Annotated in this window: 14 protein-coding genes; 8 read left to right on the top strand and 6 right to left on the bottom strand. The window is 45.6% G+C overall.

What is annotated here, in order from left to right; translation table 11 throughout:
* Positions 1–19: 19 nt before the first annotated feature.
* Positions 20–2398 (bottom strand): YgiQ family radical SAM protein, encoded by a 2379-nt coding sequence (locus H4O21_RS06200; protein WP_182807974.1) that lies wholly within the window; start codon positions 2396–2398, stop codon positions 20–22.
* Between the two features lie 115 nt (positions 2399–2513).
* Here H4O21_RS06200 and H4O21_RS06195 point away from each other — a divergent pair, with 115 nt between their 5' ends.
* Complete coding sequence (locus H4O21_RS06195) at positions 2514–3026, top strand: DUF4351 domain-containing protein (protein ID WP_182807973.1); 513 nt, start codon at positions 2514–2516, stop codon at positions 3024–3026.
* Positions 3027–3179: 153 nt separating this feature from the next.
* Here H4O21_RS06195 and H4O21_RS06190 read toward each other — a convergent pair whose 3' ends face one another.
* From H4O21_RS06190 to H4O21_RS06180, 3 genes are read right to left on the bottom strand one after another with little or no spacing between them, the layout of a single operon-like run.
* On the bottom strand, positions 3180–4544 hold the full coding sequence (locus tag H4O21_RS06190; RefSeq protein WP_182807972.1) for a TRAFs-binding domain-containing protein: 1365 nt from the start codon (positions 4542–4544) through the stop codon (positions 3180–3182).
* A gap of 8 nt (positions 4545–4552) precedes the next feature.
* Positions 4553–7096, bottom strand: a complete 2544-nt coding sequence (locus H4O21_RS06185) for a tetratricopeptide repeat protein (protein ID WP_182807971.1) — start codon at positions 7094–7096, stop codon at positions 4553–4555.
* Complete coding sequence (locus H4O21_RS06180) at positions 7093–9714, bottom strand: patatin-like phospholipase family protein (RefSeq protein ID WP_182807970.1); 2622 nt, start codon at positions 9712–9714, stop codon at positions 7093–7095. Before H4O21_RS06180 ends, H4O21_RS06185 begins: the two co-directional genes overlap by 4 nt.
* 267 nt (positions 9715–9981) lie before the next feature.
* Here H4O21_RS06180 and H4O21_RS06175 point away from each other — a divergent pair, with 267 nt between their 5' ends.
* Positions 9982–10290 (top strand): antibiotic biosynthesis monooxygenase family protein, encoded by a 309-nt coding sequence (locus H4O21_RS06175; protein WP_182807969.1) that lies wholly within the window; start codon positions 9982–9984, stop codon positions 10288–10290.
* Positions 10291–10400: 110 nt separating this feature from the next.
* Positions 10401–10838, top strand: coding sequence for an acyl-CoA thioesterase (locus tag H4O21_RS06170; RefSeq protein ID WP_182807968.1), 438 nt, complete (start codon positions 10401–10403; stop codon positions 10836–10838).
* 134 nt (positions 10839–10972) lie between these two features.
* Here H4O21_RS06170 and H4O21_RS06165 read toward each other — a convergent pair whose 3' ends face one another.
* On the bottom strand, positions 10973–11674 hold the full coding sequence (locus H4O21_RS06165) for a phosphatase PAP2 family protein (RefSeq protein ID WP_182807967.1): 702 nt from the start codon (positions 11672–11674) through the stop codon (positions 10973–10975).
* 524 nt (positions 11675–12198) lie between these two features.
* On the opposite strand from H4O21_RS06165, the gene H4O21_RS06160 reads away from it, so the two are divergent.
* The 3 genes from H4O21_RS06160 to H4O21_RS06150 all read left to right on the top strand — a co-directional run bounded on the left by H4O21_RS06160 (position 12199) and on the right by H4O21_RS06150 (position 17294).
* The gene (locus H4O21_RS06160; RefSeq protein ID WP_182807966.1) at positions 12199–14061 is read left to right on the top strand and encodes a methyl-accepting chemotaxis protein; all 1863 of its coding nucleotides are present in this window, start codon (positions 12199–12201) and stop codon (positions 14059–14061) included.
* 413 nt (positions 14062–14474) lie between these two features.
* Positions 14475–15662 carry an acetyl-CoA C-acyltransferase gene (locus tag H4O21_RS06155; protein ID WP_182807965.1) on the top strand — a complete coding sequence of 396 codons (1188 nt, stop codon included), beginning with the start codon at positions 14475–14477 and terminating at the stop codon, positions 15660–15662.
* 228 nt (positions 15663–15890) lie between these two features.
* Positions 15891–17294, top strand: coding sequence for an esterase-like activity of phytase family protein (locus tag H4O21_RS06150; RefSeq protein WP_182807964.1), 1404 nt, complete (start codon positions 15891–15893; stop codon positions 17292–17294).
* Positions 17295–17545: 251 nt separating this feature from the next.
* Here H4O21_RS06150 and H4O21_RS06145 read toward each other — a convergent pair whose 3' ends face one another.
* Complete coding sequence (locus H4O21_RS06145; protein WP_255487161.1) at positions 17546–18211, bottom strand: DUF2959 domain-containing protein; 666 nt, start codon at positions 18209–18211, stop codon at positions 17546–17548.
* A gap of 228 nt (positions 18212–18439) precedes the next feature.
* On the opposite strand from H4O21_RS06145, the gene H4O21_RS06140 reads away from it, so the two are divergent.
* Entirely contained in the window at positions 18440–20101 is a 1662-nt protein-coding gene (locus H4O21_RS06140; RefSeq protein ID WP_182807963.1) for a SulP family inorganic anion transporter, read from the top strand.
* 158 nt (positions 20102–20259) lie between these two features.
* Positions 20260–21231, top strand: a complete 972-nt coding sequence (locus H4O21_RS06135) for a pentapeptide repeat-containing protein (protein WP_182807962.1) — start codon at positions 20260–20262, stop codon at positions 21229–21231.
* Positions 21232–21239 lie beyond the last annotated feature (8 nt).

Here is a 21239-nt window from a genome sequence, read left to right as displayed (position 1 = left end):
TTTGTTATCATTCAATAGCTTAGCCGCGCTTTTTACTGGTTGGCCTTGCTTTTTTACCTGCTGGTTTTCCGGATGCTGCTGCTTTTTTAGCAGAAGGACGAGCTGTTTTCTTACTGCTATTCCCAGCTTTACCACTGTTCCCGGTCTTGCCACTGCCACCCGCTTTAGCGTAACCACCTTTATTGCTGGCACTCTGGTTACGACTATTACCGCTGCCTTGTCCTGAGGCTTTTTTACCGGATTTATTCAGCGTAGGACGATTAGAGCTATGCGAAGCACCGGTTTGCTGGCCCGGACGTGCTTTACGTGGGCTGCGCGGGTTGACCGGATCTTTATCTTCACCGGGTACCAGCTTATGTTTGCCATCACCAATCAGATCCGGGCGTCCCATATCCCGCAACGTCTGACGCAGAGCAGGCCAGTTCTTAGGATCGTGATAGCGCAGGAAGCCTTTCTGAGTACGACGCTGATCATAATCTTTAGCGGTGTACAGCTTTTCACTCTTATAGGTCACCTGCTTCAGCGGGTTTTTATTAGAGTGATACATGGCTGTTGCCAGGGACATAGGTGACGGATAGAAAGTCTGCACCTGATCCGGGCGGAAATCATTTTTCTTCAACCACAGTGCCAGATTCATCATATCCTCATCTTCACAGCCAGGGTGAGCAGCAATAAAGTATGGGATCAGATACTGTTTTTTACCGGCTTCTTTTGAGTATTTATCGAACATACGCTTAAAGTTATCGTATGTTCCCATACCCGGTTTCATCATCTTACTCAGAGTACCCATTTCTGAGTGCTCCGGTGCAATCTTCAGATACCCACCAACATGATGGGTCACCAGCTCTTTGACGTATTCCGGATCTTCTACCGCCAGGTCATAACGCAAACCAGAAGCGATGGATACGGTATGCACGCCTTCAATCGCACGGGTCTTGCGGTACAGTTCCGTCGTCGGACTGTGATCGGTGTTCAGATTTTTACAGATCGTCGGGTAAACACAGGACAGTTTACGGCACGATGCCTGAATATCAGGATCATTACAGTTCAGGTGGTACATGTTTGAGGTCGGACCACCCAGATCAGAAATATGGCCGGTAAAAGCCGGTAGCTTCTCTTTAATATCTTCGATCTCATTCAGAACGGATTCATGAGAACGGCTCTGAATAATACGGCCCTCGTGCTCGGTAATCGAACAGAAGGTACAGCCACCGAAACAACCCCGCATAATATTGATCGAGAAGCGGATCATCTCATAGGCCGGGATTTTAGCATCGCCGTATTTCGGGTGCGGGACACGCTGATAAGCGAAACCAAATACACCGTCCATCTCGTCGGTTTCCAGCGGAATTGGCGGTGGATTAACCCAGATCTCTTTTTTGCCATGCTTCTGAATCAGAGCACGAGCGTTATGAGGATTGGACTCCAGGTGTAGTACACGGGAAGCATGAGCATACAGCACAGGATCTTTATGTACTTTGTCGAAGGAAGGCAGACGGATATAGGTTTTTTCCTGCTCCAGCTTACCGTATTTACCCTTCAGCGGTGCCGGAATCACACGGATCGGCATTACATCAGGATCTTCGTCCTCGTCGTCACCATCCTGACATTTGCCTTCAGGAATATACTCATAGGGGCTTGGGATCTGATCAACCTTGCCCGGCCAGTCCACACGGCTGGAATCAATTTCGGTATAACCACCAGGGGCGGCATCACGCACAATCGTCGTACCACGAATATCGGTCAGCTCATCCAGCTCGATACCTGCTGCCATTTTCTGAGTCAGCTCGATAATGGCGCGTTCTGCGTTACCGTACAGCAGAATATCAGCGGTCGAGTCGATCAGCACTGAACGGCGTACCTCGTTGCTCCAGTAATCATATTGAGCGATACGACGCAGACTGGCTTCAATACCACCAATCACCACAGGCACATCAGAATAGGCCTGTTTACAACGCTGAGAATAGACGATAACCGCACGATCTGGTCGCTTACCACCTTCACCATGAGGGGTATAAGCATCGTCGTTACGTACTTTCAGATCAGCCGTATAACGGTTGATCAGTGAGTCCATATTGCCTGCCGTGACACCGAAATAGAAATTCGGCTTGCCCAGACGCATAAAGTCGTCAGGATTACGCCAGTCCGGCTGATCAATAATGCCGACACGGAACCCCTGAGCCTCAAGCAGACGACCCATCACCGCCATACCAAAACTCGGATGATCCACGTAAGCATCACCGGTGACAATAATAACGTCGCAACTATCCCAGCCCAGCTGATCCATCTCCTCCCGTGTTGTCGGCAGAAATGAAGCCGTACCAAAACACTCCGCCCAGTAAAGAGGGTAGGAGAACAGGTTAGGGGCTGATTTATGTTTACTGGTCAATGCGCTCATTCGTTATCGCTTTCTATCAGGCTAATCACGGGCAAATTATAGCGTGTGCTACGAAGTCGCGCATTGTCCCAGAAAAACAGTCAGGAATACAGGGCTGACTGTCAGATTCTGGTTATTGATTGAACAGAGAGATCGTCACCAACCTGAGGTAAGATTAGGGAAAGAGCTGCAACTGAATCTGATCGAAATGAGAAAAGCTGACAAGCTGAATCTTTCGTCAGGTGCTTTAAATGCCTGGATTACGTTCTTTGAACACTGGCAGGAGGAATTAATCATGGCCGATATTGCTTATCAACCGGTAAAAGATGCTTTGCAACGGGTTAAAGATTTAAGTGCTGATGAAGAAGCCCAGCGTATGGCATTTGTCAGAGAAAGGGCACGGTATGAGGAAGCCAGCCTGTTAAAAGATGCTACAGATAATGGCATGGAAAAAGGCATAGAAATTGGCGAGAGAAAAGGGCAGATTGAGCTTTTAACCCGTCTGCTTAACCGTCGCTTTGGTGAATTGCCTGACTGGGTATCAGATAAACTCGAATCTGCTGAAACTGAGGATTTGGCACAGTGGAGTGAAAATATACTGTTTGCGGATACTCTGGAACCCGTGTTCGAGCCGACACCAGATCCATAATCCAACGCAGAATGCTGAATTCGTCAGAAGAGGGAATATCAATTTTTACCTTCCTGCAAAGTATTCAGCAATAAATTGGGGCTGAAAACAGCCTGGGCTCTTTCAAGAGAGCCTGTTCGCTGTATGGCTTCAGCCTCAATTTGCATGGCCCGCTTATTCCTCTTCAAGCAACGCCTGAATAATTACTTCCAGCCAGCCAGTGTCAATATTTTGCTTTTGATAAGCAGAGCAAATCATATTGAGGTTATTGGCTGTGGTTTCTCCTTCCCAATAACCGCCCTTAAAGGCCAAAGCCTCGTTAAGATATTCATCGGCCTGCTTTTTATGACGTGCCAGAACAGCCAGCTCCAGCAGCGTGGCATAATCCCAGTAATCCGGTTTACCTTTTGCCATCTTCTGTTTTACTGCGAAAGCAACGACAGTATTAAGCTCTTCAGCCCTTGGGTCAGGTTTGTCACTTTGCACCATTAACGTCAAAGCATTGATACCTGGGTAAGCGTCCCGAATATCAGCATTAAAACCGGCAACATAAGTATCAATAGATTTTTTCAGATAGCCTTTTGCTTGCCGGGTCTGCCTGGCATCAATCGCATTTTTCCATAAATCTTTATAAACTCGTCCAAGGATTCCCAGTGTCTCAGATGATGGGCCATGCTGATCAAGCAGGGCTTTCAGGACTTTTTCGGCTTTAGCGCTTTGCTGATTGCGATTGAGAGCTAAGCCATACTGCTCCTGAACCAGTACTGTTTTCTTCAGTTCTTCTGGCAACTTTTCAACCAGTGACACCATTTCTGGCCAGGCACTGCATTCACGGTAAGAAAGCAGAATATCCACTAAAATGCCGGGCTCAGCCTCCGCCAGGTTTTTTTGTTGCTTCAGAATACGGTTAATTGCTTTAACCGCTTTTTTATGATGTTCTTGCTTGCTGCCGATCTCTACAGCCTCGGCAAGGGCCTCTTTTATCTGCTCCGAATAATCTGCCTGATCCCGGAAAGTATCTGTTTTCATATGCTGAATATCGGGGTAATTATTCAGTATTTGATATAAAGGGCTATCATCAGCAGGCTGCTCACGTTGAGTGATGAGCATTTTGGTTAAACGCTTACGATCTATCTTTGCCTGTTTAGGTTTGCCTGTTTTTGTTAACTGATAAGGTAAACCCCGGAGATTAGTCACATCAAAGGGTAATGCGCCGCGTCCTTCTGCAAAAATAAGAGCGGTTGAAGCCGGGCGCTGAGCATGACGAATACCCAGCTCATAAAATACATTGGCGTTGGCGGAAGTCAGATCTGCAATGGCATAGTCACACAATAGCAAACGTTCAAACATTGCTTTATGAATCACTCCACCATACTTTTCCTCATCTGCCCGCAGCGGTTCCAGCCCCGCATCAATAACCGCAGGCTTGATAATCTTTGTGTACACGGCGTTAAAATCGATCAGACGTCCATTGGTATCAGGCTTAACACCGAAAGGCATCAGGATAAAGCATAATGGTGCGTTTTTTTGATTTGGCATAAGCATCCCTATTTCAATATTAAGCCTGTTGAAAAAAGCTGTTTAAGCTCGGGTTTTTGTTCCAAGGTCTGCTGTAACTCAAAGATCAAAGGCTTGGCTTTAGAAGCGAGGCCAACTTGAGTCATAAAACTAATCAGAGTGCTCTGGCTTTTCAACGTTTTAAGGTGATCTTTACCTAAAAAGTGAACGAAGCCTCTATTTGTATGGATCATCAACTCAATTGCATCTTCCCACTCTGATAAGAACCAGAATGTATATGCCAAGTTATTCATAACAGTCAATATATCTTGATAATTTTTATCAGGCAGAGCTTTGAGACGCTCCAGCACGCCTTCTTGTAACTTTTTAGCTTCAGGATAGTCTCCTAAATGAAACAGCGTAGATGCCAAGTTATTCATAGCAGCAATAATTTTTGGATCTTTATCACTAAACAAGGCTTTCGATTTATCAAGCACATCCTCCTGTAATTTTCTAGCACGAGGAAGTTCTTTCAAATGACACAGTGTAGAAGCTAAGTTATTCATGCTGGATAAAATACTCTGTTCATTTTCAGGTGATGAGATCAGCCGTTGTTCTAATACATACTCTTGTAACTCCCTCGCTTTAGCATGGTCACCAATATTTCCATATGCAGAAGCTAAGTTATTCATACAAGATAAAGTTTCAGAGGCATCTTTACCTAAAATTTCCTCATAGTAATTGCTTATTATTTGCCAGTATCGTATCGCAAGTTTCGGGTTCCCTCTGTGATGCTCAAACTCACCCAAGGTAATCAATAGGTTTTTTTGATATTCCGATTGAAGGTTTTGAGTCAGGTAACGACTATGCTCAATTTCTGAGCTGATTGCCTGAATGGACTGATAGTCCGTACCGTGTGTCATGACTTTAATAACACGGGTAAGCACAATTATTGCTGTCGTTTTTAAGGCCAATGACCGTTCGTTTTCTGACTCGTCCATAAAACGAATCACTTCAGACACTAAGGCATGTACTGACCAGAAGCGTTCATCAGTTTGATTACTTTCATCGTCCTCTTTCGGTTCAAACTGTTTGCTCAGATTGAGCTGTTTACACCCTAGCAATGATAATTTGGCCTGTTTTCTGGCCTTTGATGCTGAGAGTTCATCTGTAACTTTCAGAATCTCTGCAAACAGGCTCTGTTTAATTGGAGCTGGTGCCAGGTTAGCGGCCAGCCGGAGAAAATCCAGGCTGTTATCGGAGAGTTTTAAAATACTTTTTTGCAGGGATCGGACGATGCTTTTTTCACAGCCCGTGGGAACCGCTGCAACAATCTCGTCAGGGACATCAATCAGTTCAGCGATATCTTCGTCTAACTCTTCCAGATACTCTGCGATAGATTGCTGATACTCGGCAATGGCTGTACCCGCAATATCCAACGCCAGAGAGTGATGGCCCAGCTTTTCAATCAGTTGATCTGCTTCTGAGTTCTGATGATCAAGCTTCTCTTTTAAGTGATGTCTGAGCAATTGACGAGCAGCCTCATGATCCAGCACATCCAGGGGTAAATCTTTACCTATGGTGCTGTATTCGCGACTGCGGGTAGTAACTAATGTCGGGGCTAGTTCAGGGCAGGGGCTAAACCAAGTTTTGATCTCATTATTGAGGTGCTTAGCCAGTCCAGAAGGGATATCATCCACTATCCATAAACAGCGTTGGCCCTGCTGTTTGATCTTTTGTTGAATCTGATACTGAATAGCTGGTAAATCAGCATCGTGAGCTAGCTGTAGTCCATACTCTGCGGCTACTTTGCGATATTGCTCTGTACAGGCTGCTTTAAAGGTTTCGATATCTGGTGCTTTGGGATCAAAGCTACCGTAGGCATCCAGCCAGAAAATGCCGCCGGGATAAGCGGCGGCAAATCGCAGTGCGTATTCTTCAGCCAGTAAGGTTTTTCCGATACCGCCCATTCCAGAGACTTCGGCTAAATCCGGGTTGGTCTGGCCGGTAATCATAGGATTCTGAGTTTGCTGCAATGCTGAGTGTAGTTGCCAGAAATAAGCTTCGCGTCCGACAAAACGAGGAGAACTGTGGATTCTGCGGCCATATCCGGGAGCAAATTGGAAAGCCCCCAGTTCGCCCAGTGTTTTGTTGCCTTGATGGGTGATGATGTCCATCTGCGTTCTGATCGCTTCGATCAGGCTTTGATGATCACCTGGCAGATGTAGCGCACCTTGTAGCTCTATGGGAAGCTTTTCCAGAGCTTTGGAGTTTTTATCTTTGCCTTCATCCAGGTTAAGTACAAAAATCCGTTTATTGGGTGCACCGTTCAGTTCGTTAAAGGCGGCGATATATGCTGTGGTCAATTCAAACTGACAAAACCGGCTTTCAGGATAATCATTACTGAACAGCACCAGCATGACATGAGAGGAAGAAAGGCCTTCCTTCACTTCATCGCTGATACTATCTGTCGTTTCTATATTGGATTGATCCAGAAAAACATTGAAACCTGCTTCTTCCAGTTGCTGTTCCAGATCTTGGGCCTTGATTTCTTGTGAATGTCGGTAGCTGATAAAGAGCTGAGGCTTAATCATTGATCATCCTGATTGAGATTGGAGCGTTTTCCCGATTTAAGAAAAGCTGGATCTAAGTATTTAAGGTTTATTTTAAAGGCAATATGGAGCACCATGCCGAGGCATCCCAGTAGTGCTTTTCTCACTTTTCGTATAATGGGTTTTAGTTTCTTCTTACGCTTTTGGTACCAGAGATACCCTCCAATTGCAGCGCCGATGATTACGAAAAAGGTAAATCGGTCCATTAGAGAAAAGCCAATCATAAATAGTACCAGTGCGAGCACGACTACCAATATAGCTATCAGCAGACCTATTGAAGGCTTAAGGTATGACCGGACCAAACGGGATTGTAGGGCTTTAAAGAACATGTTCTGCCCGTTTTGCAGAAGATGCAGGATATCCGTTCGAGGAGCTTCCGGCCCATTTGCAAGTTGGGTTATAGCCCAGAAACCCCACTCTTCATCATCGTCGGGATTAACCGGGAGCATCTCGCGATCAAATTTTGTCATCTGATAGCCACTGTACATCAGAGCATCAATTTCCAAGTCAGAAAATGAATCCAGATCGGTTCTAATTCGGGATAAGGCTTCCAGATAGTCAGGATGGATCTTATATTTGGCATAGCCTGACTCGGCGTTATCATCCGTGATAGGGGCATCCGATAAGGCTTCCCATACAGTAGGTTCAAAGCCCGATTTATGATGAATAAACATCATTTTTTGGATGATGCCACTTTCTTCCTTGGCTCTAAGTTCTTTGTATTGGGCGACGCGAAGACGACTCTGAATCACATCACTGGAACGCAAAGCAGAGCCTGCAATACTTGGAGATGGATCAGTGTCCGTTTCCATTTGGCCACATGCATCACTGACCAGAACAACATTACAGCCCTCATCTAAAAGTGCTGCTGAGCCTTGGTTGTCAAATACACCACCGTCGACCAATTGTACGGTATGCCCTGAATAGATATCGGGCAATGACACTGGATGAAATAGCCCAGGAACACAGGATGAAGCAGCGACTGCTGTGCCCAGAGAAAACCGTGAATATTTACCCGGACCTTCACTATAGCGGAACCAGTGTAGGTGATCATTGCTGTTCACTTCAGGTTCCAGACTCCAGGGCGCTTCGCCCATGCGGTTTGCGGTGAACTGCCAGCTTCGCCCGGTATTCAGATTAGTGGCATTCAGTACCAGAATCGGCACCTTGCAGGCATTTTTCCAATTGTCCCATCTAGGTTTGTAGTTTGATTCGCCTGGTACCTTAATGATCAGGTTGCTTAGAATACAGTTTGTTTTATCTTCGGCAGACATATCCGGTACAGTGAGGTTTCCACTCTCCAGATATTCCTGATTTATCATCATTAACTCTTCTGTTGCCTCAGAACAATGCTGTAGCTCTGTCGGCAAACTATACAAATGTTTTTCGTATAATTCTGCTAATTGGCTGGTTCGGGTGTACTCTGGATCTGTGATCATTTTTAAGATTCGATCAGACTTGCCCAGAATACGGGAACGAAGATTCTTTTGGACTGCCGTGATAAGGTCTGTTCTAAGTTGTTTAACAATATCGATGTAGAGTGCACGAGTTCCTTCTGGATTAGCATTCAGCACTGCCGGGGCCAGAGTAGATAGTTGATGGCGAACCAGCTGGTAGTAGCGTGCTCCGATAATTGAACCGCCGGATACACAAGACAATACCTCGACTTTACGCAGAGTATCCGTTTCAGCCAGTCTAGCCAGTACACCCAGATGATAAAATGCGGCTCGAAATCCCCCTCCTGATAAAGCCAATCCAACTTTACCTTCAATTATTGAATCAAAAGCAGCATCGTTACCTTCGAAGAAGACTGAAAGGGCTTTTCGAGTGTCGTCTCTTTCCAGGCTGGGTAGCAGATGGGGCAGGTGTGCCAGTTGCCGAAGGCTGGAATCTTGCTGCCATTTAGGAACTCTATTTTTGTTATTTGGATGCTGATCTATCAATGGAGCCAGCTTCTGGAAAGTATCTTTGGCAGATTCGCTATCCCCAAGTGCCAGTTGAGCTTCACCCAATGTGATTAATGACCACCAATGCTGCTTATTGATATGCTCTGATGGCAGTGTTATATCTCGAATGACTTCCCGTCTGAGCTGTTCTGCCTGTTGGCGAAAATCATCAATCTGAGGACTGTGATCTTGTAGGCAGAGCGTGCTCTGAGCCAGATTAAATGCTTTCAGATCCAGCAAAAAAGCCGCATTAATCGCGTTATAGCCGTCATAATGGTCCTGGGATTTATCGCTATATCTATCCCCCTTCAGGTAGTAGTTCAGTGCAGCATCAATATAGTGGGATTGTCCGGTAAACAGATATTTTCGCTTGTAAATGGCACCGGCAATCCCCAGGGTTTCACTGTTTTCTGTTGTTTCCGGGTTCAGCTCCTGCAGCTTATCCAGAGCTTCATCCAGTCTTTGCCCTGGGTGTCGCTCCCGATCCTGATAGATACATTGTGCTTGCTGTTGAGTCAGCCAGGTCGATTGTTCTTTATTAAAACTATCACTGCCAGAATTTGCTTCGATAGCCTGTATGGCTTCAGGGTATTTCAGGCGCTCTTTTAGTCCGGTAATTTTTTTCTTTAGCTGATCGAATTCTTGTTCTTGCATGTCCATTTACTCTGCTGATTCTGGTGTTGCCAAAGAGTATCGACAGATACAATTATTCCCCGTTATAGCTCAATATCATTACGCTGTCAGTGGTTAAAAATCGAGCTATTTCATTGCATTATTTCTGTCTGAAACGTTTCTGACCGGTGTTGCGCAGAGTATCGCTGAAGGTGCGACTGTATATGTCTTTTTCATGTCTGATTTAGAGATAGCTGAATGTAACTGGTTCTTGATCACGGTAGCTATTTTGATCACAAGGAGTAAAAAATGATTACCCGAATTTTTGAAGTTGAAATAAATCCAGTTCTCAGAACTGAGTTTGAACATGATTTCTCAAATCTGGCTTTACCCGCAACTCAGGCCACAGAGGGTTGTCTTACTGTCAGCATCGGAAAGCCGACGCAGTGGACTCCGAATACTTATCTGATGATTAGTCAGTGGGAAAGTGTGCAGAGTCTGATCAACTTTGCTGGTGAAAACTGGGGCGAAGCCGTGATTCCTGATGCTATGGCAAGGTATGCTGCGGCTTATCGTGTGTCTCACTTTGAAAACTGGCCTTCTGATATGGCTGATTAACTCTGTCCTTTATCGCTGTCGTTGTTACTGACTGGATATATCGTATTTTGACATGATGATAATCATGCGATATTTTGGCTTTAATATGATTATTATCATGCGAGTTTAGTATGACGCTAAGAGCAGATCTGAAACTGGAGGATTTTCCTTTTCAGACATTTGATAAGATTCGTTATGCTGATACGGATCGTCAGGGACATGTTAATAATGCGGTATTTTCTACCTTTCTGGAAACCGGGCGTGTGGAGTTTCTCTATAACCCTGATACGCCGCTGACTGCCGAAAATGGCGCTTTTGTCATTGCTAATCTCAATCTGAATCTGATGGGTGAGATTCGCTGGCCGGGGCAAGTAGATATTGGTACCGGATTGATTCGGTTGGGCAATAGTTCAATCGGGCTATATCAGAGTGTATTTCAGAATGGCAGATGCGTGGCCAATGCAGAAACTGTGATTGTACAGATGGATGAAGTGACCCGTCGTTCCAGTCCTCTGACGGAGCAGGCCAGAGCATTTCTGGCTGAGCATCTGCTACATACTGAGTCTTAATCGTTAGTTCTGCTGAATCAGGGCCTGCTAGAATTGGAGTATTGTGAAAAGTATGCTCATCAGGCAATAAAGACTCTGGAAACATCAAACCCGATTTATAAAATTCGGGTTTAATGTTTCGAGCACAGATAAAATCAGGACGTTTCAACCAGGTCTGGCTTTTTATCAACGGTTTTATCCTCCTCCCGAAGAATCCAGCGGGCCATAATCCAGGCAGAGGCATAACAGATATAACCAGAGAAAATAATATCACTCAGAAAGTGCCCACCCTGCATCACTCGTATGCCGCCGACAAATAACCCCAGACCAATACCACACATCAGCCATAACCGGCTTTTCAGTACCCATCCCAGAGCAATAAAAGAAAAGCCCATAGCGGCATGTCCGCTGACAAAAGAGCAGTTTTTCTGGCACTGATCACTGATTTGCAATGGCGCAGTAAAGTTAAGATTGCCGCCGAACTCAACCACATCTCTGGGGCGTGCTCTGTCCCAATTATCCTTAAAACCTGTGTGTACCAGTATGCCCGGACCAATTAAAAGAAAAGCCAGCATAAAATACCATTTGCGCTTATTGGCTTTGTATTTTTCCGGACAGCGTTTAAACAGAGTTGCCAGACTGAAAATCAGCAGGATGGGAACGATAAGGTTAGGCAGTTCTTTAAAAAACCAGTAAATGAACCTGACAAAGGGATTCTGATTGGCGGGGAAGGATGATGTTGTGCTATCGAAAAAATAACCGGTGACCATGATGTCCAGTTCAGGCCAGACGGTAAATAAAATAGCAAAAAAAATAAAACTACAAGAGGCTGCTCCGGGCCGCCAGTTTTTTAACATCCTGATATCCATGGTTGAATACTTTCTTTTTAAGTTATTGTTAAATAAAGCATGTTTATCTTTCCGCTTCATTACTGTATCACACTGAAACTGAAAAAATACCTGTACTATTTTCTTTATCTCTGAACCAGGCTTTTGCACAGGACGCAGCTGTATTTTCAGGGCATACCAGAATATTTTGTTCAGAGCTGTAAATATATAAGCATGTAAAACTTAACAGAGGCTTAAAAGTTACCGGAGTGCAGATGAAATTGTTGTGAAGGTTTACCCGGTATTTCTTGTTTCGGATCTATTCTTCTTAAGTCGTACAGATCCCGGCGCAATGTAGGATAGATAGTGCGTGTTAACGTCTTTTTTTGTCTTTATCTGATTTAGTAAAGGTATGTAAACAGAATTAAATGTGACATAATTGTTTCAGTTTTGTTTCATTGGATTGCTATGGGTAACGCAGCTTTTCTCTGGCAGATAATACTCAGCTAACAATAAAAAACTGAATGATAATTATTTTTAAGGTAAAAAACCTCATGCTGATTAAGCACAAACTGATGACAAATGCCCTCATTGCAGTGTGTTCTTTGGGGATTATGTATTTACTGTTTATTTTTACTCTTGAGACGGTAAAAGAGTTGAACAAAGGTAAGGTTCTGGCCTTGCAGATGGAAACTGATATGCTTCAGTTACGACGAGAAGAGAAAGACTTCCTTGCTCGCTCTGAATTGGAATACGTAGAGCGCTTTGATCAGAAAACAGTGCAGATGCTTCAAAATCAGGATCAGTTGATTGCCCTGCTGCGGACTCAGGGAGAAAGTACAGAGCAACTGGAGCAGCTGAAAGTGGTGACGCAGCGCTATCAGCAATCATTTCACAACGTAACGGATGTTACGGTGCTGATGGGGTTAGATCATACATCGGGTTTGAGGGGAGAACTGAGAGCCGCAGTGCATCAGCTGGAGCAAGCGCTGAAGAGTGTCAGGGCCGATGAAATTATGATCACCATGCTACAGCTACGCCGGGCTGAAAAGGACTTTATGCTGCGTAGTAATGTTAAATACCTGAAAAAGTTTGATGGTCTGCATAGCAGTATGCTCAGGCAGTTAGAGTATCTGGTAAGCTCTGGAGCTGCGGATCGTGAGCTGATTGAGCTGGCGGAGTTATATGGCACCCGATTCCGGGAATATGCTGATCAGGCTAAGGCACTTGGGCTGGATAGTCAGCAGGGCCTACTCCTTGAGATGAGAAAAACAGTACGCAGTACTGAAGAGATGCTGGAGGCGCTGTTTACTTCAGTAAACACTATTCTGGAAGCTCGTATACAGCAGTCTCAATGGCTGTCCAGTCTTTTATTTGTTGGCATGCTGATACTTTGCAGTGCCCTGTCCTGGCGTATAGGCCGTTCTGTTTTCCGGTCAATTGACAATATTCAGGGCGCGGTGCGAAGAATTCATGAGACGCATGACCTGAGTTTGCGCATGAAGGACAAAGGCAATGATGAAATAGCCGGGATAGCCCGCTCCCTGAATATGATGCTGGCTGGATTTCAGGATGTTATCAGTCGGGTCAATATGGCAGTGGATACAATGAATTCGTCGACGAAGGCTTTATCAGATAATGCGGCAAAGACCGTGGATGATATAGAACGTCAGAAAGAAGAAACCTCCATGGTCAATCATGCAATTACCGAAATGGTTGGCACTATTGAAGAGATTGCCCGTAATACAGAAAAGACTGCTCATAAAGCGATCAATACTCATGCCTATGCTCTGGAAGGACAGAAACAGGTTCAATTGGCAATTGAAAAAATTCATACATTATCCGATCAGTTGGAAAGCTCTGTTTCTACTGTTGAACAGTTATCGAGAGAAAGTGAAATTATTGGCTCGGTGCTGAATGTTATTCAGGAGATTGCTGAACAAACGAATTTACTGGCACTGAATGCGGCGATTGAAGCTGCCAGAGCCGGTGAGCAAGGACGAGGGTTTGCAGTTGTCGCTGACGAGGTGCGCACTCTGGCCGGACGTACTCAGGAAGCGACGGTTGAAATTTCTGGCATCATTAGTTCATTACAACAGAAAACGATGGGTATTGTTGAGTTGATGGATGAATGCCGGGAGAAAGGCGGCGATAGTCGCCAGCAGGCATCTGGAGCAGAAGCGGTTCTGAAAGCTATCACCGAAGATGTGACGGAAATTTCTGATATGGCTTCTCAGGTGGCTTCTGCTATTGAACAACAAAGCAGTGCTGCTAATGAAATCAGCAGAAATATCAGCACGATTCGTCAAATTACAGATCAGACCGCCACAACAGTGCATCAGAACAGAGAGGCCAGTCAGAAAATTGATGATCAGGCACAATCTCTGCGTGATGCCGTATCGGTTTTCAGCACCTGATATATATTTACTGCAAGGCTGTTGAACGGGTTACCGCCGATGCAAGGCATCGGCGACTAACTTGAAGGAAGGAGTCACTCTGTCTCTGAACGGGCACATTTGGTCTTATGGATCTGAATAATGTCTGTCATAGCAAAGCTCTTTATAGAAAAAGGCTTAGCTGTACAGTCAATGCTTATGTAAACCTGAAAGCAGCTTGCCCTGGCGTGGCCTGAACGTTTGATATCAGTAAGCCTTTGCATCACGTTATAGTGAATAAGGTGTAATTTTTTGTGCCTTAAATGGTCACTTAATGACGTTTTATGATACGGCTTGTTCATACATAGTACGATGTATAAATATTCATTTCAGTACATGCTGTGTCTGCAAAAAACTTATGATTATTATGCAGCAGGTACATTGGGAGAAGACTGATGTCTAATACACAAGATCCGGTAGTAATTGTTTCTGCAGCCCGTACCCCTATGGGTGGCATGTTAGGTTCTCTGAGCGATGTTCGTTCTCCTGATCTGGGTGCAACTGCAATTAAAGCAGCTGTTGAGCGTGCTGGTATTCCGGCTGAAGATGTTGATCAGGTTATTATGGGCTGTGTACTGCCCGGTGCTCTGGGCCAGGCTCCGGCGCGTCAGGCTTCTCTGGCAGCAGGTCTGCCTCTGGCTGCCGGTTGTGTCACTATCAATAAGATGTGTGGTTCTGGTATGAAAGCGGTTATGGATGCCCATGACCAGATTCTGGCCGGTTCCAGCAATGTGATGGTTGCCGGTGGTATGGAAAACATGAGTCAGGCACCTTATATGCTGCCTAAGGCCCGTAGCGGTATGCGTCTGGGCCACGGTGAGGTACTGGATTCCATGTTCTTTGACGGCCTGGAAGATGCATACGAAGGTGGCCTGATGGGAACCTTCGCTCAGGCTTCTGCTGATGAATACAGTGTTACCCGTGAAGCGATGGACAATTTTGCTATTGAGTCTCTGAGTCGCGCTAACCGTGCAATTGCTGAAGGCTGGTTTGAAGCTGAAATCGCGCCAGTCACTATTAAGTCTCGCAAAGGTGAAGTTCAGGTAGCCGTTGATGAACAGCCAGGTAACGCTAAGCCAGAGAAGATTCCTACTCTGCGCCCTGCATTCAAAAAAGATGGTACAGTAACAGCGGCTAACTCCAGCTCTATCTCTGACGGTGGCGCAGCGCTGGTACTGATGCGTGAAAGCGAAGCCAAAGCCCGTGGCCTGCAGCCCCTGGCGCGTATTGCTGGCCATACAACTCACGCACAAAAGCCTGCTGAGTTCACCATTGCACCGATCGGTTCTATGCAAAAACTGCTGGATAAAGTGGGCTGGAGCACAGATGATGTTGATCTGTTTGAGATCAACGAAGCGTTTGCCGTAGTCACTATGCTGGCAACTCAGGAGCTGGGGCTGGACCCTGCTAAAGTTAATATCAGCGGTGGTGCCTGTGCACTGGGTCATCCGATTGGTGCATCCGGTGCCCGTATCATGGTCACTCTGATCCATGCGCTGAAGCGTCTGGGTAAACAGCGCGGCGTGGCTTCTCTGTGCATTGGCGGCGGTGAAGCAACTGCAGTAGCGATTGAAATGATTTAAAGGTTTGCTCTGACGATATCGAATCGTTAGTGCTTTGCAGTTAAGGCAGGCTTTCGGGCTTGCCTTAATTTTTTAATCAGCTGTTTATCGGAATCAGCTCGTCCAGGGCTGAAATATGGTCGCCTTTTGTCAAAATTTGTTCATTAGTCAGTAATATCTCTCGCCTAGTATGCCGTCGACTTTAGCCTGAAGCAGCAAGCGCTTCTCTATACAATAAAAGGTTACAAGATGACGTTAAAACAAAGGCTGTCGACCCTGTCTTTAGCACTGTTGTGCATCGCCCCTGGCAACTCTTTTGCTGAAACGCTCAATGCAGATAAAGTAAATAAGCAACAGGGTGCTCCTTTGCCTTATCAGGTGTTGAGAAATGATATCGCCGATAATGCAAAGCCGGGGAATATGCTTGAAATTCGTAACGGTGGTTATGGTTCGGATATGACAGCGCATCCGACTAACCGGAATCAGTTTTATGCTTTAACCGACCGTGGGCCTAATGCAACTTACAAAAAAGGGCAGTATGGTAAGGGAAAAATCTTCCCGACACCGGATTACACACCACGTATTGGCCTGTTTGAAGTGAATGCTTATGGCAATGTGAATCTGGTGAAAACCATTCTGCTCAGAAAGCCTGATGGTACGCCTATCAGTGGCTTGCCTAATCGTTCTGATCTTGGAGGTACAGGTGAAACTCCTTATGACAACATGGGGCAGCCAATCACTAAGCGACAAGATCAGCCTTACGATGCTAATAGCAATCCAATCCGCCTGGATGATTATGGACTGGATGGTGAGGGCCTTGTGGCTCTGAAAGATGGTTCATTCTGGATCAGTGATGAATATGGCCCTCATATCGTACATTTTGATGAGAATGGTGTAGAGGTCGGCCGTATTAATGCGTTCGCTCACGATGACAGAACCCGTATTAATTTACCTGCAGAATTCGCAAATCGTCGACCGAATCGTGGTATGGAAGGTTTAGCCATTACCCCTGATGAGACAACGCTGGTAGGGATTATGCAGTCGACTCTGTATAACCCGGATAAAAAGGTTAAAAACCTGAATGTGGCACGTATTGTTACGGTTAACCTGAAAAGCGGTGAAACAGGGCAGTACCTTTATAAACAGGAAAAACCGCAAAACTCTAACTCTGGTATCGCGGCGCTTTCTGCAACAGAGTTTGTTGTTATTGAACGGGATGGAGCATTCCTGCGTGATAAGCCTGAAGCGATGAAGCACATCTATCGTATTGATCTGGCTGATGCAACTAACCTTGAATCACTGGAAGCAGACGCAGCCTTATCTCAGGATGAGAAGCTCGGGCTTATGATCAATGGTAAAACCGTAGAGGAAACTGTACTGGAAAAAGGCTGGGCTGAACTGGAGCAGCAGGGTATCAAACCCGTGACCAAATCTCTGGTTGTCGATCTGGTGAAAGCAATAAACTACCCTCACGACAAACTGGAAGGTATGTGGCTGATCAGTCCGACGAAGCTGGGCGTGCTGAATGATGATGACTTTGCTACCTGGGCTACTAAAGGTAAGCTGGAGCAGAAATATCTGGATCAGGGCAAAACGGTTATTGATAGTAACACGCTGTATGTTATCGACAACCTGGACCTGAAAGAGAAATAACGCCTCGTTATCGGTGCAAATCCTGACTCTGTCTGCGCTTGTCCAGATGTATTAGTTCAGATCTGACTCTGCCTGCTCTATTGGCCGGGCAGAGTTTAACCCAGTCTGGGTCTTAAAATGGAAAGAGCCAGAAGGCAAAGACGTATCGTTCTGAAATCTCGAATAAATATCTGCATCAGCTGACACTGAAGGTTAATCATTCCGGCATAAGCGATGCCAGAATGATTACCTTGCCTGAACCCAGGGCCGTTTTACTGGTTCTTGCCCAGAGTTTCAATAAACTTATCCGACTCGTTGATGGCAGCTTGCATATCACGAATCAGAATATCGACATCCTGACGGATCGTAGACAGTTCACCTTTCAGGGCACCAATCGCTCTGGCGTTCAGGTTATGCTTCAGAAAGAGTACGTTGTCATTCAGTGCTGTTAATACCGGCTCCATACGTTTTTCTGCTTTCTTCATAGAAGCGATCAGTTTTCTGTAGCGTGAACGGGTATCACGCAACTGGCGTTCACTCTGGCTTTTCAGACGACGATTCTGGTATTGCTCAAGTTCTTCCTGCCACTCTTCAAATAATGCTTCTGCAACATCTTCTACTTTGGCTATATGGCTGGTAACACCTTCAGCTGCCGCTTTACTGTCTTCATATTCCGCTTCAAGGCGGTTGTACAGGCTTTCAAGCTCTCCGCCATCAAAGCTGACAACAGACTTATACTGCTCAAGAGCGTCTTTAAACTGTTCCTGAGCTTCTTCCTGAGCTTCTTTGGCGCTATCAACTCGATCAACCAGAATATCCCGCTTATGAAATCCTACCTGTTCCATTGCTGAGTAATACGCACTCTGACAGCCCGTAAGAGATAGAGCCAGTAAGCCTCCGACCAGACATTTTTTCATCGTATTCAAGGAGTTAATCAACGTCTTATCCTTTTCTAAATCAAAGTTGATGCTTGCGAATAAGATACCACGACAAAAGGGTATATAAAATCTGAGAATCTTTCTGTAACGGATATAACTGCGTTATTTACAGGGTTATGAGTCTAAGGTGGGGCTTGTGAATGCCTGGTCATGAGATCACTATATTTACCGGCCTGTGATTCTGTGACAAGGAAATATCATAGAAAAACAAAAATAAGGAGATAGGTTATGTCGCTTGCAAGTTTCAGTGCAGGAAACCTGAAAGGAGACCTTTATGGAGGGCTAACCGCAGCTGTCGTTGCCTTGCCATTAGCGCTGGCATTTGGAGTTTCTTCCGGAGCGGGAGCTATTGCCGGTTTATACGGGGCTATCTTTACCGGTTTCTTTGCCGCTGTTTTTGGTGGAACGCCTGCCCAGGTCTCCGGGCCAACCGGGCCGATGACGGTAGTTATGGCCGCAGTGTACACCCAGTATGCTGCGATTGATCCGGTCACCGGACCTGCCATTGCATTTACTGTAGTCATGCTGAGCGGTCTTTTTCAGATGTTACTGGGCATGCTCCGCTTCGGACAATATATTACCCAGGTTCCTTTTCCTGTTATTTCAGGATTTATGAGTGGTATCGGCATTATCATCATCATGATTGAACTCGGGCCTGTTCTGGGGCATGAGTCATCAAAAAGTGTACTGATGGCGCTTGAGAGATTACCGGATCAGTTAGCGGCAATTCACTGGCCTGCCGTTTTATTAGCGCTGGGGACTCTTTTTCTGGTTAGTATCTGGCCTGCCCGATACAGTAAAATTATTCCTGCACCTCTATTAGCCCTGTGCGTTGGAACCCTTGTTGCGATGGGGTTAACGGACCCACTAACCGTAGACACTATCGGTGAAATTCCCACCGGTTTTCCTCAATGGCACTGGCCTGTATTTGAAGCATCACTGGTCATGGATATGCTGGTATCTGCGCTTATTCTGGCGGCTTTGGGAGCGATTGATTCCCTTTTGACCTCACTAGTGGCTGATAACATGACTCATACACAGCATCATTCTGATAAAGAGCTGACGGGCCAGGGGCTTGGCAATATGGTTTCTGGTTTCTTTGGTGGGCTTCCTGGAGCCGGGGCTACGATGAGAACAGTGGTGAATATAAGAGCAGGTGGCCAGACGCCTGTATCAGGCGCGACTCATGCTGTTGTGTTACTGATTGTTGTTCTTGGTGCAGGCAGTGCCGCTGAATATATTCCTCTGGCCGTTCTTGCCGGTCTGCTTATTAAAGTTGGCTGGGATATTATTGACTGGAGTTTTATCCGCAGACTGTTTTCAGCCCCTCCGTTTGTATCCTTTCTGATGTTACTGGTGCTTGGGCTCACACTATTTGTTGATCTTATTACTGCGGTTGGTGTGGGTGTTTTTATCGCTAATATGTATACCGTCAGGCAACTTTCGGAAATTCAGCTGAAGAACTTTTCAGTGTACCGTGAAGCAGAAAGTGCCTCTGAGTTGAGTGCTGAAGAGAGAGCTTTGTTATCAGGGCATCAGAGTAAAACATTATTGTATGTTTTACGTGGCCCGGTAAGTTTTGCCGCCGCCAGAGGAGTACGCCAGAAGCTGGTTGCTTATAGTGATTACAACCTGCTGATACTGGATATGACTGATGTGCCTCTGATCGGCTCTTCTACTGCGATGGTTATTGAAGAGCTAATTCAGCAGTGCCAGGAAAGCGGATGTGAGCTGGCTATAGCTGGCTTACAGAATCCCGTTGTCCGAACGCTTGAAAAGCTACAGGTACTGAGCCAGATACCAGAGAACAGGCGTTTTGCTAATCGCCTTGAAGCCCTGAAAAACACAGTTGCTGATTCTTCGTTACCACCCGCTATGGAACCCGCATAAAGGATTTTTTTACAGAATTAACATTTTAAGCTGTTGATTACTTGCGACTTTGACGATCAGATACAACACTTTGTAACAATATGTGCGGGATATATGCCTGAGCAAGGTATTGCTGTTCAGGTGTTTATCGGATTGTTCTGGTTTGCTGGAGACAGGTTATGTCTGAGAAACATCAGTGTTGTTATGTCAGCCCTGAGGGTTTTTCCTGCAAGGAAAAAACAGATGGTCGGAATCTGTGTTACTGGCATGATGCTGAAACACTTAAAAAAGAACCTGATCTTAAGGCACGTTTAGAGCAGCAATCTAAGCAGCAAAGTATCATGCAGGGCTATGACCTGCGTCGCACTGATCTGAATGATGTTAACCTGGTCAATCATGGTTCAAAAACAGGTTTTGATCTCAGATATTGTGATTTTTATCGTTCGAATCTGCAAAAAGCCCACCTGTTTGCAGCTAATCTGGAAAGTGCATCCTTAATGAAGGCGGACTTGCGAGGAGCCAATCTGCACTGTGCCAATCTGAAAAATGCTAACTTACTGGGTACCCGACTGGAAGGGGCCCGACTGGATCATGTTCAGTGGGGGCACTATGTAGCCCAGGAACAAATAGCGCGAAAGAGTGAGACTGAAACCGTCAGGCTGGATTATTTCGAACAGGCAGAAGAAGTTTATCGTAATCTGCGACGGGTTCTGGAAAATGAAGGCCTGTTTGAACAGGCTGGGTACTTTTTCCGGCGTGAAATGGTTATGCGTCGCTATCAGATGCCTTTATGGTCAACACAGCGTATGGTCTCTAAAATGGTAGACCTGTTTTGTGGTTATGGTGAAAGACCTCTCCGGGTAATTGTTTTTTCTGTCATGATGATTCTGGGTTATGCCATTGTCTTTTTCACCAATGGTGTCATTGATAGTGAAGAGCTTCTGCAGTTCAACTCTGAAGCATCATTATCAGACAATATTGTCAGCTTTCTGAATGTGCTTTACTTCAGTGTGGTGACGTTTACGACACTGGGATACGGAGATATTACTCCTGTTGGCTGGAATCGTTTTTTTACTGCAGCAGAAGCGTTTAGTGGCAGTTTTACCCTGGCACTGTTTGTTGTCGTATTTGTGAAGAAAATGACCCGCTGATCAGGCCA

This window comes from Oceanospirillum sediminis, from assembly GCF_014164585.1.
In the GTDB taxonomy this organism is placed as follows: domain Bacteria; phylum Pseudomonadota; class Gammaproteobacteria; order Pseudomonadales; family Halomonadaceae; genus Oceanospirillum; species Oceanospirillum sediminis.
Note: the sequence above shows the minus strand (reverse complement) of the source record. Positions and strands in the feature narration are given on the sequence as shown.

What these genes read in the sequence shown, in the direction of transcription:
- H4O21_RS06185 (WP_182807971.1), bottom strand. Translation starts at nt 7,096, where the DNA reads ATGATTAAGCCTCAGCTCTTTATCAGCTACCGACATTCACAAGAAATC.
- H4O21_RS06175 (WP_182807969.1), top strand. Translation starts at nt 9,982, where the DNA reads ATGATTACCCGAATTTTTGAAGTTGAAATAAATCCAGTTCTCAGAACT.
- H4O21_RS06200 (WP_182807974.1), bottom strand. Translation starts at nt 2,398, where the DNA reads ATGAGCGCATTGACCAGTAAACATAAATCAGCCCCTAACCTGTTCTCC.
- H4O21_RS06150 (WP_182807964.1), top strand. Translation starts at nt 15,891, where the DNA reads ATGACGTTAAAACAAAGGCTGTCGACCCTGTCTTTAGCACTGTTGTGC.
- H4O21_RS06135 (WP_182807962.1), top strand. Translation starts at nt 20,260, where the DNA reads ATGTCTGAGAAACATCAGTGTTGTTATGTCAGCCCTGAGGGTTTTTCC.
- H4O21_RS06190 (WP_182807972.1), bottom strand. Translation starts at nt 4,544, where the DNA reads ATGCCAAATCAAAAAAACGCACCATTATGCTTTATCCTGATGCCTTTC.
- H4O21_RS06180 (WP_182807970.1), bottom strand. Translation starts at nt 9,714, where the DNA reads ATGCAAGAACAAGAATTCGATCAGCTAAAGAAAAAAATTACCGGACTA.
- H4O21_RS06170 (WP_182807968.1), top strand. Translation starts at nt 10,401, where the DNA reads ATGACGCTAAGAGCAGATCTGAAACTGGAGGATTTTCCTTTTCAGACA.
- H4O21_RS06140 (WP_182807963.1), top strand. Translation starts at nt 18,440, where the DNA reads ATGTCGCTTGCAAGTTTCAGTGCAGGAAACCTGAAAGGAGACCTTTAT.
- H4O21_RS06160 (WP_182807966.1), top strand. Translation starts at nt 12,199, where the DNA reads ATGCTGATTAAGCACAAACTGATGACAAATGCCCTCATTGCAGTGTGT.
- H4O21_RS06165 (WP_182807967.1), bottom strand. Translation starts at nt 11,674, where the DNA reads ATGTTAAAAAACTGGCGGCCCGGAGCAGCCTCTTGTAGTTTTATTTTT.
- H4O21_RS06155 (WP_182807965.1), top strand. Translation starts at nt 14,475, where the DNA reads ATGTCTAATACACAAGATCCGGTAGTAATTGTTTCTGCAGCCCGTACC.